The 15115-nt window shown below is 41.8% G+C and carries 17 protein-coding genes; 1 reads left to right on the forward strand and 16 read right to left on the reverse strand.

The features are described 5' to 3' along the window. Positions 1–5: 5 nt before the first annotated feature. The 4 genes from NST15_RS14350 to NST15_RS14365 all read right to left on the reverse strand — a co-directional run bounded on the left by NST15_RS14350 (position 6) and on the right by NST15_RS14365 (position 5268). Entirely contained in the window at positions 6–674 is a 669-nt protein-coding gene (locus NST15_RS14350) for a LysM peptidoglycan-binding domain-containing protein (protein WP_052320654.1), read from the reverse strand. Then, positions 667–4455 carry a transglycosylase SLT domain-containing protein gene (locus NST15_RS14355; protein WP_342499060.1) on the reverse strand — a complete coding sequence of 1263 codons (3789 nt, stop codon included), beginning with the start codon at positions 4453–4455 and terminating at the stop codon, positions 667–669. Before NST15_RS14355 ends, NST15_RS14350 begins: the two co-directional genes overlap by 8 nt. 193 nt (positions 4456–4648) lie before the next feature. Continuing rightward, on the reverse strand, positions 4649–4786 hold the full coding sequence (locus tag NST15_RS14360) for a hypothetical protein (RefSeq protein ID WP_008344097.1): 138 nt from the start codon (positions 4784–4786) through the stop codon (positions 4649–4651). 41 nt (positions 4787–4827) lie between these two features. Next, entirely contained in the window at positions 4828–5268 is a 441-nt protein-coding gene (locus NST15_RS14365) for a phage portal protein (RefSeq protein WP_008344099.1), read from the reverse strand. Positions 5269–5451: 183 nt separating this feature from the next. Here NST15_RS14365 and NST15_RS14370 point away from each other — a divergent pair, with 183 nt between their 5' ends. Next, positions 5452–5508, forward strand: a complete 57-nt coding sequence (locus tag NST15_RS14370; RefSeq protein ID WP_229200408.1) for a putative holin-like toxin — start codon at positions 5452–5454, stop codon at positions 5506–5508. A 276-nt stretch (positions 5509–5784) separates the two neighbouring features. Here the strand turns inward: NST15_RS14370 and NST15_RS14375 are convergent, their stop codons facing one another. The 12 genes from NST15_RS14375 to terS are packed head-to-tail and all read right to left on the reverse strand — an operon-like array spanning position 5785 to position 14967. After that, positions 5785–6228 carry a phage tail tube protein gene (locus tag NST15_RS14375; RefSeq protein WP_003213309.1) on the reverse strand — a complete coding sequence of 148 codons (444 nt, stop codon included), beginning with the start codon at positions 6226–6228 and terminating at the stop codon, positions 5785–5787. Position 6229: 1 nt separating this feature from the next. After that, positions 6230–7576, reverse strand: coding sequence for a phage tail sheath family protein (locus NST15_RS14380; protein WP_017367936.1), 1347 nt, complete (start codon positions 7574–7576; stop codon positions 6230–6232). Positions 7577–7579: 3 nt separating this feature from the next. Further along, positions 7580–7792: a hypothetical protein gene (locus NST15_RS14385; protein WP_008344108.1), complete on the reverse strand. Its 213-nt coding sequence runs from the start codon at positions 7790–7792 to the stop codon at positions 7580–7582. After that, positions 7779–8234, reverse strand: a complete 456-nt coding sequence (locus NST15_RS14390; RefSeq protein WP_017358989.1) for a DUF6838 family protein — start codon at positions 8232–8234, stop codon at positions 7779–7781. The genes NST15_RS14385 and NST15_RS14390 overlap by 14 nt, the downstream gene beginning before the upstream one ends. Positions 8235–8238: 4 nt before the next feature. Continuing rightward, entirely contained in the window at positions 8239–8736 is a 498-nt protein-coding gene (locus NST15_RS14395; protein WP_017358988.1) for an HK97 gp10 family phage protein, read from the reverse strand. After that, positions 8733–9089, reverse strand: a complete 357-nt coding sequence (locus NST15_RS14400) for a YqbH/XkdH family protein (RefSeq protein ID WP_017358987.1) — start codon at positions 9087–9089, stop codon at positions 8733–8735. Before NST15_RS14400 ends, NST15_RS14395 begins: the two co-directional genes overlap by 4 nt. Then, complete coding sequence (locus NST15_RS14405; protein ID WP_007500574.1) at positions 9086–9469, reverse strand: DUF3199 family protein; 384 nt, start codon at positions 9467–9469, stop codon at positions 9086–9088. Before NST15_RS14405 ends, NST15_RS14400 begins: the two co-directional genes overlap by 4 nt. Positions 9470–9482: 13 nt before the next feature. Then, positions 9483–10406: a phage major capsid protein gene (locus tag NST15_RS14410; protein WP_035389210.1), complete on the reverse strand. Its 924-nt coding sequence runs from the start codon at positions 10404–10406 to the stop codon at positions 9483–9485. A 22-nt stretch (positions 10407–10428) separates the two neighbouring features. Continuing rightward, positions 10429–11520 (reverse strand): XkdF-like putative serine protease domain-containing protein, encoded by a 1092-nt coding sequence (locus NST15_RS14415; protein ID WP_342498604.1) that lies wholly within the window; start codon positions 11518–11520, stop codon positions 10429–10431. A 35-nt stretch (positions 11521–11555) separates the two neighbouring features. Next, positions 11556–13013 carry a phage portal protein gene (locus NST15_RS14420; RefSeq protein ID WP_035389215.1) on the reverse strand — a complete coding sequence of 486 codons (1458 nt, stop codon included), beginning with the start codon at positions 13011–13013 and terminating at the stop codon, positions 11556–11558. Further along, positions 13010–14311, reverse strand: coding sequence for a PBSX family phage terminase large subunit (locus tag NST15_RS14425; RefSeq protein WP_160758062.1), 1302 nt, complete (start codon positions 14309–14311; stop codon positions 13010–13012). Before NST15_RS14425 ends, NST15_RS14420 begins: the two co-directional genes overlap by 4 nt. Positions 14312–14319: 8 nt before the next feature. Then, positions 14320–14967 (reverse strand): phage terminase small subunit, encoded by a 648-nt coding sequence (terS, locus tag NST15_RS14430; RefSeq protein WP_008344125.1) that lies wholly within the window; start codon positions 14965–14967, stop codon positions 14320–14322. Positions 14968–15115: the final 148 nt, after the last annotated feature.

Here is a 15115-nt window from a genome sequence, read left to right on the forward strand (position 1 = left end):
CCCCCCTATTGTGGTATTTTCAATTTTTGCCCTGGAAAAATCCAATGTCCCGGCTGTTTAATATTCCGTTTACTTCGTTTGATCATCGCTGCTTTATTGGCATTCCAAATACGCCGCCATTTTGTACTATCGCCATAAAAACGGCCTGAAATGGCCCACAGAGTATCTCCTTTTTTGACAGTGTACAATTTTGGTGGTGTTTTTGAGGGTCTTTTCTTTTTGGTTTGTTTCGCTTTTTTCTTTCGTTTGATTTTCCTAGGCGATGCGGTTTTATATTCCTTTAACTCGATCGTAAATTCACGATCACCTATGTCATAAGACCCTTCCTTGTGAGTGAAGCTCTCAATGCTGCACGTCATATTGATTTTAGTCCCTGTCACAATCAGTCGCACAGACTTCTTTGAACGCATCATTCGTTCAATTTTCGCTATTGCATTCTCTGGTGATGGAATGCTTTTATATTCAGCAATTGGCGAATATTTCTTAGGAAATAATGAGGTGAATGATACTTGTTTAGCCGATGGTACATCAATAAAAGTCAGTTCTCCAAAGGAGGAGACCTTCACTGTTTCATTTTGTACATTATTTGTGAGCTCAAGTTCGGATGGAAGCACAGGGAATCGCAACTTCTCCTTGCCTTGGGAAATCCACAATTGATACACTGATTTACCCATCGATCACGACCCCTTTCGTTCCTGTCTGAAGCTCTACTTCCAATTCGTCTACAAGCATTTGTCTAATTTTTTCGACAAGCGATTGCTGATCCTGTCCATTATGGAAATGCTGATCACCATTAAACTGGATGGTGATTTGTTTATTACCAGACGTTGTTGTATTCCCAGCTGACTGTGCTGAGGTAACTTGCTGCATCTGTGATTCTGGTAAAGGAGCAGATGCATTTGATGGATCATAGACTTGCATCCCAAGTGCCTTTGCTGCCTGCGTCAATAAATATCTCCCGCGAATGCCTCTTTCTTCTGGAATAATCCACTCGCGTTTGTTTCCTTCACCGACTCTAGCTACCTGCTCCTGAGTAATCAATCCGCCATTGGCGTAGCCTTTATAAGGACCGCCTCTTCTCATACTCCGTAATCCCGGTGTATTGAAGACTGTTCCATATCTGCCCTTAATGTAGTTAATGGCTGCTACGGCATTATGAATTGGGTTCCAAATATCATTCATGCCCTTGCCTTTATTAGAATGAAAGGTCGGCCCAATGGTTTGCATTAACCCTTTAGAAGGCGTTCCCTTCTTGGCGTTGGAATCCCACAAGTTGATGGCTTTCGGGTTACCATTTGATTCGTGCTGAGCGATTGTCATAAGACCTGGAAGCCAGCTCATCGATGTGCCAGTCGCCATCAGAGCTGCCATGAGCCATTGCTGAACACTAAGACCTGAAGCACCCATACCGCTGAACGCTCCGATTAATGAACCCGCTTGATTTTCAGCAAACTTTTTCACATCAACTGAATCGAGCCCTTTGACGACACCAATCGATGCGAATTTCCCTAGACTCATCATGACACGCGAAGGAGAATGAATGTCTAGTTCTTCTCTAAACGCCTGTTCCACTTTCTTCGCCATTTCTTTGGCAGCTTGTGTGACTTCACTTGCTTTTGAACGCATGCCGCTATTGAAGGCATCGATCATTCCTGAACCCCATCCTGGTGATTCTTGTTTGGCTTGCAGGAATGGTTGTTTGACGTGTTGGTCTACGTATTGGCTTGTGCCAATTGATGTGGCATTTTGACCTGTTGCAAAGCCACTAACAGTTCCAGAACCCCAAGTTGGTGATGCTGTCATCACTTGTTGGTATGGTGCTTTTACACGACTTTGCAAAAAGCTATCAGTTCCTGTTGGTGTCATTTGCTGGCCAGTAGCAAATGCCGATACCGTTTGTTGTCCGTACTTTCCTGAATCTGATGTCATTTGATTAAATGGCTGCTGAATGTTTTTTTGCTTCCATTGATCAAGTGAAACCACCTTTTGATTCAGCCCTTGTTCAAAATCATGATTAAATTGCTCACCTATGCTGGCAGATTGGATGTTTCCATTCATTGAAACCGTTCCACCAATTGAACCGGCAGAAGCAGTTGGAGCTGCTGGAGCATTTGGCGTTATTGGAGCTGGAGAGCTAGAAACTGGACTTGCTGCTCCGCTGCTGCTTGGCACAACAGACATTCCAAGATGAGAAGCAGCTTGTGCAAGCAACATCTTCCCACGGCCCCGGTTATTTTGAGTTGGAATGACAAATTCGTTACCCGCTTCACCAATCCATGATAAGGTAGGTTGGGTGATATAGCCGCCTGTGGCTTTTTGATCAGGTTTAAAATCTTTCCGCCCTTTTTCCCGACCTTTTTCAAATTTCACAATATGCTTACCAATAACTTCCGCGCCTTTACTTTTAATTAAATCCCATGTATCTCCTAAAATATTTTTACCCCAAGACTTTACATCATTCCACTTATTTGTCCACCAGTTCTTATTAAATAGGGTAGAAGAAGCAGTTGCTTTTGCAGCTGACCAAATTGTTTTTGATTGTTCCCATTTATTTTTCGACCAATTTTTTACATCATTCCACTTCTCGCCCCACCAATCTTTATTAAAGACAGTTTCACGGATTTTTCCTTTAATTGAGTTCCATATATCAACGGCACCATCCCATTTTTCTTTGGTCCATTTTTTTACGCTATCCCATTTTTCTCCCCACCACTCTCCGTTAAAAACGGTCTCACCAAGTTTTTTTGTGATAGAATTCCATATCTCGACTGCACCGTCCCATTTTTCTTGCGTCCAATCTTTGATAGCATCCCATTTCTCGCTCCACCATTCTCCATTAAATACAGTAGATTCTAAAGCTCCAGTAACGTACCCGGCCTGTTCTGCCCACCATTCTGAATTAAATAGTGTATTAGATGCTGTTGTTTTTATATCTTCCCATTTTTCACTTAAGTTCCCTAAAGATTTCTCTGCGGAGGTTTTAACACTTCCCCACTTTTCACTCCACCAATCCTCACTAAATAACGTATTTGAAATATTCTCTTTTAATTTTGAGGTATCAAATAATTCCCCAAGTTTTGATCCACCTAAAGTTCCGGCGATGCTCCCAGCAACACCCCCAACAGCAGCTCCTACAAACGGTATAGGAATTAGAGTTTGGCCTATTGCTGCTCCACTGATTCCTCCTGCAAGCCCTCCAGAGAATCCACCTACTTTTTCTCCAACGTTTTCTTTCGTTGTTCCTATCAAATCTGTAGCACTTAATAAGTTCCCCAAGATAGGTACTCTCTTTAAAAGCTGGCTACTTCCTTTTCCTATATTTTTAAGTACACCTCCTAATCCACTTAGCCCTCCACTACCTTTCATCAAGCCCGCAAGTCCGGCTACAGAGGCTACTATGCCTGTGGTTTTCTTCAATCCACTAGGTACTTTTTCAAAAATCTTACCTGCACTTGTTTTAAGTTTTCCTAATCTACCTTGAGGTCTTCTATACCTCTCCGTTCTTGTTGTGGCGGTAGGATTTGAGGGTTGTCTTTGTGAACGACCATTTCTATTTCTTGTCCTATTAGAGCCACGCCTACTTAAACCACGAGCACAACAAGGGCAACAACTACTACGAAACAAACCTTTTCCATTTCGATTATTTTGCTGCGTATTAGGAGTTGGATTTGTTGGGGTTTCTGTCGTTTGATTTTGAGCTGATGAGTTAGTGTTGTTTTCGCTCGATTGGTTTTTCGGACCAAGGATCAAATCTAATCCTTTGTTAAACCATTTATCTAGATACTCTTCAGGATTGATTTTAATTTTCTCACTAATTCGTCCTATTACTTCTTGCTTGTATTCGTCTATTTTCGTTTCAACCCAAGGTAGCGCCTTCTCATCCCAAAATTTCCTTGGGCTTAATTTTTCCTTCAATTTATCTGAGACGTCACCTGCATATTTTTCAATTTCTTTTAACGCCTTGTTCCCCAAATTCCCCAGCCAGCTTTGTTTGTTTTCCTGCGTTTTTGTAGCAGCTGTCGCATTAGGTTTTTTTTTGATTTTCTTTTCTTTCACAACTGACTCTGCCTGATCTCGTTTTTTCAACTTACTCTTTGCATTGTCTTGAACAGATACTCTGATTTCGTGTTTAGCCATTGTCAAGCTTTTGAGTGTCTTTTTGATTCGTTGAATGGCAGCGGTGGCTTGGTCAACCATGTTTAATCTCATATAGTATGTTCTGTTCATGAGCTGAAGGATTGATTTTTTGATCGATGACATTTTTCCTGACAACTGATCATTCAGTTTGAACGTAAACAGGATTGGACTTGTTCCGGATTGTTTCAATCGATCTATACTGGATTTAATGACATCTAGTCCTTTTGCTTGAATCGATATGACCATCTGTTTCGGTATCATGTTCAGCTGGTTTGCTAATGATCTGAGATCACGATAGATCCCCTGATCTAGCTTCATGGACAATACAGAAAACCTTCTCATCGATAAATTGAATTTCCTTAGCTTCTTTTCATCCATTTCCAGGCTTATTTTCATCGGTTTTCTAAATGGTTTGAGCTGCTTCTCAAACGTTTGAAATCGTTTTTGAATGCGCAACAGCTTCTTTGATACTTTGTCTTCTAATTCAAATCGTGCAGTGAGCTTCGCCAGTTTATTTCCCTCCTTTCTTTGCTTCTTTTTCTAGCATATCGAGCTTGTAGCTGATGAGTCCGAATAAGAATGCCTTAAATTGTCTTGGTGCTTCGTATAAATCGAGAAGTTCTGATGGGGAATAGTGAAGCTCATGCATGGCGTAATATAAAAACACTGCTTCCTTATCCCCATCTTTTATTAGTTTTTTGCTGCGTCTTCTAAATCTTCAATTTCGTCTTCAAATCCGTTGATTTCAATGGCTTTGTTTAACCAGTTTGCGTATTCACCACCGACAGATAAAACACGTTTTGCAACTTCAACTGGATCTTGTGTGCTGTAGGCTTCTCTTAATTCCTTTGAGCGGAAATCTGGATAAATCGTCGATTCAATGGCAATCCGTGCGTAGAAGCGCTGGCTGTCTAAGTCTTTCACACGGCCTCTGCCTTTGACATTTTTGAACGTGGTGTTTTCTTTTTCCAGTTCATCAATACGTTCCGTGGTAATCGCTTTGAAGACAAAAGGAATGACATTCCCTTTTTTATCAACAAAACGCTTAGAAATTGGCACTTTGACCTCTTCCGCTTCTACTGTTTGTCCTGGCATAAAAAATGAAAGATCAAATGTTTGTTTTTCGCTCATGTTTAAAAACTCCCTTTTGTTTGTTTTTTGAATACAAAAAAGCACATCCATTTTTGAATGTGCTTTCCAATCTTTTCATGTATAATATAACTCGTACAATTGAACGGCTTGCTCAAGGGTGTCTGGCTCATCCCCGATAGGAAGGGGGTGATGCTCATGTCAACGTTCCAAGCGATTTCCCTAATGCTTTTATTCGGGATGTTTATCCTTGCTTTGTTGACGTATATAAACAAAAAATAGACTCCCCTTGAGCTTTGGTAGGTGAAAGGGAAAGTCTATCCTTAAAACTATCTAATTGATAAGCCAGCCCCTTGAAGGGCCTCATTGTACATTGCCGGGATGTTAGCGCATCCTGGCTTCTTTTTATTGTATGCAAATCGCTTTGCATGTAAACATCATTTTGTGTGTCATTGAATGCAATGTGCATTACAAATGCATTCATTTTTCATTACATTTGCATTATAGCATATTTGGTTTTTATTTAGCTAATTAATTAGCTAATTTCCTCCGCATTTCTTAGAAAGAATTCTTCAGCTTTTCAGGCAGATCAAAGTCTTCAAATGTAAATGGAACTTCTTCTTCAAGTGCCTCTGAATCAACATCTAGTCCAGCAATTTTAGCTGAATCAAAGTTGACATCGAATAATGTCACACGCTCTGTGCCTCGGCCTGATGATTTATCATCAATTACCGCTTGAAGAGTGAAATAAGGATCTTCCCCTTTTTTCACATAGTTGAGCATAAGTTGAACGAAACGTGACGTAACTTTATAGAATGTTGCCGTTCCTGTTCCGTTTGCCCCTGTTGTTTTATGACCAGTCATTCGGCGGCCCATCACATTCACTTCTGATTTATTTTTCTCCACGTTTGCTTCAAACGTTTTGATAAAGGCAAGCTCCTCACCTTCTAAGAAAAGACGACCTTCTTTACCTGAGATTGTATTTTGCGCTTTAAAAGCCATCTTACTTCACCTCCACATTGAAATAGAATTTTTCTGCTGCGTCTACTGGCTGTACTGCTAAATCGATGATAAATCCATCACGATCTTCATTGAGGCCAATGACGATATCTGTTTCTGAGTTAAAGCCTGTAATGCCGCTTCCATCTTGAAGTTGTGTGAGATACTGTGTAATCAGTGTTTTCACAAGCTGCACACCGTCGTCTGATGCTGGAATGTCATTGCCATTGGCTTTGCGTAATTTAATCAAATTTTTCAGTTCAAATGTTAAATCATTGTTGATTGCATCTAGCACACGGATGATTTTGTTTTTCGCCATTTGCTGGTTCTTTTCAACCGTGAAGCTTGTCAAAGAGTTAATATCTTTTTCAACGCTCACCGTGCGGTCTCTTGCATCGAAAGTGAAAAGAAACTCTCCTTGTGATAAACGGTATTCTACTTGATCATTATCAAGACGCTCTAATGTATCGACTGCGCCTTCGTATTCAACAAAGGTCAGTGACTGATTAAAATTCGCTCCTGCACTTGCTCCTGCGACCCAAGCTGTTGTTTGAGCAGGCGTCAGTTCTGTTCCGTCTTCTAAAACAACACCGCTTGTGACATTGATGATTCCTTCTTGATCAGCTGCATAGTTAGCCACAACGCCTTGCACCTTACGTCCTTGCTTATCACGTAAACGCTCAATAAATGACGCGAATGTTGCTTTTAATTGCTCACTATTATCGACTGGGAGTGCAATGACATCAAAGTATTCCGTTTCAGCTGCTTCTAGGAAAGCTGTATAATCTGCGACACTTGCCACACCGTTTTTCCCGCCGCTTAAAGCCGCTCCTGCAGTAATGACCGCTTCGCCTTCACCAGAAAATTGAACGTATTTGTTTTTCACAAGATCTTTGACATCTTTGACCACCTGTTTATCGACAATATCTGTTCCAAGATAGGTGATGACGTCACGCTTTGTGCTGTCGAGTACATTTTCTGCCACTTGAATGGTAATCTCATTTCCTTTTTGACCACCATAATTGGCTGTGACCACAAAGTTTTCTGCGATTTCCGCTTTGGCTGGCTCTCCTTCGTTTAGACGGTAAAGCAAGACCGTTTGCGCTTTTTTCTTCGCTTCACGGAAAAGAAGAAGTGACTTATCATCAATGTTGAGCCCGACCTTTTTATTTAAGTCTTCCATATCGGAAACGGAAATAAAGGTTTTTGGTTCTCCCCAGCTCATGACAAGAGGAAGTGCAACTGTTCCTCGCTCGCCTAAAGTAATTCGCTGCTCTGCTGTTGTTTTAAAATTAAAGTAAATGCCAGGACGCTTTTTCTCTGTACCTGGTGTAAAAGTGCCTCCGTTCATCCTTTAAACCTCCTTGGACAAAAAAGCATCGATGTGCTTCTTTGCTTCTGTTTTTGTAATTGGTTGATGTTTGATATAAAAAAGAGCACCTTCAAGGATTTCTGGTTTTACCCCAAAAAGATCCTTGCTGTGCTCTTTTAAGGCTTCAAATGAAAAGCCAAATTCTTTTTCTTCGCCCGCTGTTTGATCGAGCTGTGTTTTTTTAGTCTTGCTCACGTTTGATCACCCCATCTGAAAAATTGATATCTTCTAGGCTTGGCTGTTTATCTCGGTTGTACCAATAGCTGCTATCCCACGTCAGGACAATCGCTGCTACACCTTGATCTATGATTCTTGTTTCCACTCTTTTTATGCGGACATAATCATCAAGCACCTCTCCATCTTCACTGATCATCTGAATGATTTGACGATCAGCAAGCAATGCATCGACGATTGTTTCCGCCGCATCATGCGCTTTTTCTGTATCCATATGAAACACTTTCACTTGCAGCGAATAAGATTTCATAAAAGTAGACACTGTATCTGGACCACTAATGACAGTCACTGGCGGCACATAAACAGATGGCACTTGGAAACGCTCTGGCAGAAGACGATCATACATTTTCACAGGAAAGCGTGTGTATATATAATGCATGATTGCCCCGACTTCTTGATTCATTCCATCACCTCCCAAAATGTCGATCGATCCAGCTTTGAAGCTTTCGATCTAGCGAGTGTTCAAACATTTGTTCATAGAGCATGACGGCATGATCCCAGTACCCATTTCCTTCAATCCATTGAGATGAAAGCATCATGCCAGTACTGGCGTTCGGATCATATTCAAAGCGGCTGCCGTTCCATCTGCCAGGCACCCATCTTCGTTCTCCATTTGAAGAAATGGCATGTCCATCGTTCACGTAAGAGGCATAATCAAGCTGTGTCCCCACTTCTAGCGTGAGCCCGCCTCGGGAAGTGAGAAAGTAATTCTCCTTGTCACCTTTTTGAAAGGAATTGAGGAGACGGCCTGTATCAACAGCCTTTTCTTTGATGATTTCATCTTGAATGATGTCTAAAAACTGTAAGCCCATTTCCTGTAACCACTCTTGATATTGCGCCGTTAAGCCGATACTATTTGCCTGTTGGAGCTGGGATAGCAGCCGGTCAAGTCCATCAATTTTCATAAGTTTTCCTTTCTGACGGCCATCACTTCCATGTGATGATTTTTCACTCTTTTTGGCTGCTGCAACTTGAGTGAGATGCCGTTCCACACCATTTTGTCATGCAAGCGAATGTCGCTTGCTAAAGGGAAATGGACGAGATAGGACTGATAGATAACTGTATTCGGTTCTTCTTGCACGAGTGACTGGCTTTTTTCTACAACATAGCAAGCCACATCTCTCATACTTGGTGTATCAGGATAAGTGAGGTCCGTTTGCAGATCCCCTGCTGGTATACCAAATTTGCCACGGACTGCCCCCTCATTCTCTAAGTGAAAAAGATCACAGCGATCCGTTAATAGAGAATCATAGCTCATAATGATCTCACCTTTAAATTGGCGCTGCCGCCAGTTAATGACGGTTCAATATAATCAACAAGAAGGGCATACACATAAGGTCTGCCTTTCACTTTGTCCGCTGCCTTTGCATATGAATAATCACCCATTTTTTCTGAAGTCAAGCCTTTCATCATGGATTCATCATCATTCAGCATGGCAAAATACTGGGCCATTTTTAATAAGGCGATCCTTGCTTTTTCAGGAATGGGCTGATATTTTTCATGCGTAAAATCGTGCCCGACCATTTGAAATACCGCTGCTTCTGCTTCAATAATATCTGCCGCTAGTCTCTCTACAGAACGATTTTTCACGCGATCAAATACAGAATAGGCTTGTAGTTCCTCAGCAGAAATGATCATAGCCTGCTGTCACCTACTCTTTCACTTTCATGACTTTGGCTACAGCATCCTCTTCCTCAAATTTGCTGTCGAGCTTCGCTGTCAGAACAATGATAAACTTACGGCTGCGAATATCTTTTTCTACTTCAATGCGAATATTGCGAGAAAACCCTACGATAATGTTTTTCGGATGTGTCAGTAAAATATCTGATACATCTGTTCCTGCTTCATCATATGGCTGCATATTGGCAAGACCTTTGACCGGAACACCGAATGCAGAAGAAAGGCCGCCTTGAATCGCCGCATCTCCGAGACCTGTCTGACGGTTTGCTACTTGGTCTTTCCACTCGACCTCTAAACTTGGGGATGTATAAAAACGGAAATCCTGAGGTACACGTAAATATTTTGACGGCATCGCTTTATAGCCTTGTTTGAACATTTGACGGCTAATTTCCGCTCCATTCGCATCGACAATATGAGAAACTGCCTGTTTTCGTACGCCATCCATTTGAGCTAAAAATGGATCTTGTGATGTTGTATCACCGTTGACGATCAGTTCTTCAATATCGACTGCCGCTCGTTCCGCCAGCATTTGCATAATGGTTTGCTGAATCCCGTCTTTTTCAATGTTGTTTTCAATGCTGTCGTACGTCATATGAATCTCAGCAATGACTTCTTTTGCATTGAGCTGAACAGTGCTTGTCGCTGGGACAACACGGTCTTTTGCATCAAGCGCTTTGCCTTCTTCTGCTGGGCGTAAAATGCGCTGACCGAAGCCGATTTTTTCGATTTTTTGTGAATCACTTTCCATTGGAATGATACGTGCATCATTTAAAACGGTTGGTGTATTTTGCATCATTCTAATGAATGTGTTGGATTGGGCTGCGTTCATGAGACCGCCTGTTTTTAAGCTGGCAAGTGTCATTTCAGCCTTGCGAATCAACTCTTGATTTCTCACACTTTTTCCTCCTTATTTAGGCTTATAGTAAGCCATCCCATATGGGCTTTGTCATATCATTTTGTGTATCGTGATTTGTTTGTTTAGAAATGCCCCGCGCTTTTTCAAGCATGTGTATCCGCTCTGAAATAGGCAGTAGCTGTTGCTGAAGCACATCCTGAATCGCTGCTTTTTCTCTGCCTGCTGATTTCTCTAAGGAAGAGAGCTGATGGCGAATTGGCGCAACCACTTGCTCCAGCACTTTTTGTACAGGTTCTTCTTCACCTGTTTGATCTGTCCCTTGTTTATCCGCTTGTTGTAAAACGTTGTCGATGGCCATTTTTGCTTTTTCTAGTTCGCGTACTTGATCAGTCGTTAATCCGGCATCTTGCTTTTGAACGGATGCTGGTCTTTCGCCAATCGTTTGGAGGACATCATTTGTTTTCAACACATCCTGCACAATTGGCATCAATTGTTCAAGTGCCGCTCTTACGCTAGATTCATCACCATCACTTGACTGCAACGTTTCCAGCAGATGATCTAAAACGCTCCAAAATTGTTGTGGCATATTTGCACCTTCCTCTTTCAAAAAGAAATTTTTCAGCAAAGAAAAAAGCCCTCTCTCGTTCGTTTCTTGAGATAGGAGCTGATCGTGTTCCTCTATTGCGATGATGTCTGCTGTTCCAGCCATTGAGTAGCCTGTAATATGGCCTTGCTGAATTTGGTCCCAAATATCTTGTGATGCCTTTGTCACAAGTACCCAAGATCCTTTTTGAATCAGCTCCCCGCCTACTTCAAAATCCGCTGGGGCAATGTATGATTCGACGACTTCGCCAACACCGTCTTGAAAATCATGCTGTTTATCAATGTGACGGGCATCTTTCATAAAACCGTGTGCTGCTCTTTCAATTTCTTTGGCCGACATAAAGTCTTGATGTGCATCAGGTGTATTTGGTTCATACACGACGCCATATACGAGGCGATGGGCATCCTCTGCCTTCGTCAGGACACTGACTTCTTTTTGAAAGTCAGGCTGCTTTTTCTTTGCTTTCATCAAGAAAAATTTCTTTTGGTTGGCGGCCCTGTCTACATAGGAAACATGCGTAATTTTTGCGTTTTTTAATTCCCTTGGCATATGTTCACCCCCTTTCAAAAAAAGCTCACGTCCTTCTATTTCTCTAGCCGGTTTGGCTCAGATGGAGACAGCCCATCAGCTGTTTTTATGCGGCTTTCTAAAGGTCGGTGGTAGAATTCTTCCGGCCATTCCTCTAACGTCTTGCCAAGAATACGCCCCGCAAGATCTCGTAAATCATTTGGCGATACTGCCCCAGCCTGAATAAATGGTGTCAGAACCTTCGCTATCTCTAATGGATCTCTAAAGTCAGGGCCATTTAATAGAAAGCGGACATGCCATATATCTAAATCCGGGAGAAAAAGAGTATTGAGTTTCCCTGTAATAAGATGCCGCTCTGGCTGAAATACTTGCTCCTCCGTTGTTTTACGCGCGGTATCTGCTGTGGCCTTGTTATAATCTTGTGACTCTCCTGTGTAAATAGGCGGCAGACGAAAAGCGGAGCGGATTTTGTTTCTCGTCTTTTCATCGTATTCTAAAAAGAGCGCATCCTCTTGCAGGATTTCCGCCAAGGATTTAAAGTTCACTTTGACATTTGATACATCTTCTTCACCTGTTAATCCTTTTTCTGTCGGAAGCCCTTCTACTTCAAGCAATAAAAACTTATGCGCATGGTCAGAGCCTTCAATATCATCCATATAATCTTGTAGCTGCTGATAAGAAGTCTCTGACAGCATGCCGTTTTCGACAATGATGGCACCAGGTACATGCCGTCCTTGCTTAAAATAAAGATAATTCAGCTCTTCTGCTTTTCGTGCGCCATACATATTGACGATGTTGCCAATCCAGCGGGGAATCCCATACGTCCCACTGCCAATTTTAAAATGAATGACTTCTGTTGCTTGAAGCGGTTCTGGTGTAGCATCATCGTACTTGCCTGTTTCACAATTTAATATGCGCGGATCACCATACTCCTTGAAAAAGACTTTCTTCTCATTGATGACCTGCACATATTTTCGGAATCGTTTCTTGCGATTCATCGTCTTTAATTCGCCGTTTTCTGTGTAGCGGAATTCGACGTCGACTGGCTCACTTAGCTTGCAAATGCGGATATGGAGTGCATCCAAATACTCGATTCCTGCCGGCTTTCCTTGTCCATCCCGCAGCACCTCTAAAAAGCCATTTCCTGTTTTCTCCCGGTCTTCTAGGACATAACCAAGAATTACGTCAGCAGACTCATCATAGTTCATGTATTTCGTAAACTCTTCGAGTCTTGTCCATTCCTTCTCGGCTGTCTTCTTTTTGACCGGTTTCACATCTTCCGCATTAAAATCAAAGGCGTATTCCACCCCAAATCCAAAACCTAAAATGTTTGTTCGATACGCATCTATACATTGCTGAAGAATCGTTGAGTATTCTGCCATGCTTTTTAATTCATTGATATGGTAGGGCGGGGGGACAATGTCATCTTTTTCGTATGAAAATTCATCCTCATACATTTGTTTTGTATGATCAGACATGTTGGCCTTCATAATCGTTGCTTTTAATTGTTTCATTGTATGGACCTCCTCTCTCGGTTTGGACGGACACGCTCTGAAGCAGTCTGTTTCAAATCGGTCACCTCATAATCATCTAGCGCATACCAAATGGCGGATAATGTGTGTGGATCGATTTGAAATTCATCTTCCTCTAAGCGGCCGTTCTTATCTGCCTTATAGGTTAGTGATTGAAGTTCATAGATGGTATAAGGGCAAGCATCAGAACAAATGATTTTCTTAAATCGTTTGATTTTCTTTGTATATTGCAAACGTGAGCCTTGGAACTTATGTGCAGCGACCATTTGAAATCCGCGCTGCCGAAAATAGTGAATCGTTTTAGGTTCTGCTGCGTCTGCCTTAATGAGTTCCTTTGATTCAACAAATTCTTTCAGATCAACAGCTGTTTCATCATCCGTTTTCCCGCGGTCGTAATATTCCCAATAAATATATAAGTACTTTTTTTCATGATCGACAGCTAACCGAATGAGCGCATTGTAGGATTCGACAAATCCAAAATCCATCCCCGCCCGTTTCAGCGGTCTTTCAATCTGCCCGATCGCTTCTAATACGTCAGCATGCTGTCTGACCTCAAATTGCGGAAACACTTTTGTGCCATTGATACCGAAGTATCCCTTCCTTGCAATTCGATAAAGATCTGGATCGTATTCTTTCAGCTCATCCAGCTGCTTGACATAGCTTTTAGGAAGAAATAGATTGTCTTCTGCTGTTGAGTGGTGATAGTACGTATCTTTTATCACGATGGTTCGCTGTTTGTATAAGGTTTCGTCATCAAGGACAAAACGTTTCAGCTGCTCATCTCGAAAGAAATGTCTGTACGTCCAATTATCCTGACCAACGGGATTCGTCGATAACATCATATAAAGAGGTAAAACCGGATGTCTCAGCCTTCCAAGCAGTTCTTTAAACCCTTCATAAGAAACCTCGGAACACTCCTCAATCCAAATAATTGAGATGTTGTTGATCGACTTCAATTTCTCAGGCTTGTCCAGTCCTTTAAATAAAATGCTGCTCCCATTGCGAAAAGTGAGAGCAAGCGGTGAACTGCGGCACTTTACTAGATGATCGATGCCAAGATCGCTGACGATTTCTTGTAAAAGAGAATAGGTCGACTCCCGGTGCGTATCATACACTTCTCGAATGACAAGTGCTGTCCGTTTTTCCTCAAGCAGCTTTAAGATCAGCTTTAAAGCAATGTGATAGCTTTTGGATGAGCCATAGCCGCCTACTAAAAACTGAAACTTTTGATTCCAATCGAACAAAAAGTGTTCAAAGTGAGGATTGACTTCTTTTTCAATCAACGGCGTCATGAATCGTCCTCTTTTCTTTTGATCATGATATGAAGATCTTCTTCTTTTTCCTCACGAACTGCTTTTTTTGTTTTTTCGATTGTTAGCTCAATTTGCTTCAGCCTTAATCTTCGTTCATCTTTCGCATGAGCGAGCTCTTCAAACTGTTTAATCAGCCGTCTTAGCTCTCCCATTGCACGAGATTGGGCATTTAAAAAAGTAGCATGCCGATCCCATGAAAATTGAAACGAAAATTCCTCTGCCGTGATCTCTGGCTCTGGATGAATGCCTTCACCTGTTTCTTCCTCTAATGAAGAAGGCAAGTACGTCGCCTTTTTCAGTTCTTTGATCATGTCATCTTGATCTGCTACATGCATGATGCGCTGCGCTCGAATAATGGCTGCGTATTGAATTTGAATTTGATCCCAGATGATATCAAGAGATGTGCGCCCATCCATTTTTTCCATGATTTCAATCGTTTCATCTGAAAGAAATTGATGAAAAATCGAGTGCGCCTGCTTTGACGGTGTTTTTTGTCTTTGCCAGCCGTATCGTCTTTTCCATGATTTGACGGTATGGATGGAGACGTTGTAATGATCCGCTAGCTGCTGGTACGTCATCCCTTTCATATAATCCTGCTTAGCCTCTATCCGTTTATCTTTCATTTACATTCACCTGCCGCCTCCTTTTAGTTCGAATGATTCCCTGAAGAGGAATCATTTGTGCCGGGCTAGCAAACATTCGTTTGGTCTTTCTAACTATAGGTGGCAACTGTAAGACAAGCTTTTGAAGATTGAGTGATGAAAGAAAAAA

The organism is Bacillus sp. FSL R5-0820 (genome assembly GCF_038593385.1).
Lineage (GTDB): Bacteria > Bacillota > Bacilli > Bacillales > Bacillaceae > Bacillus > Bacillus altitudinis.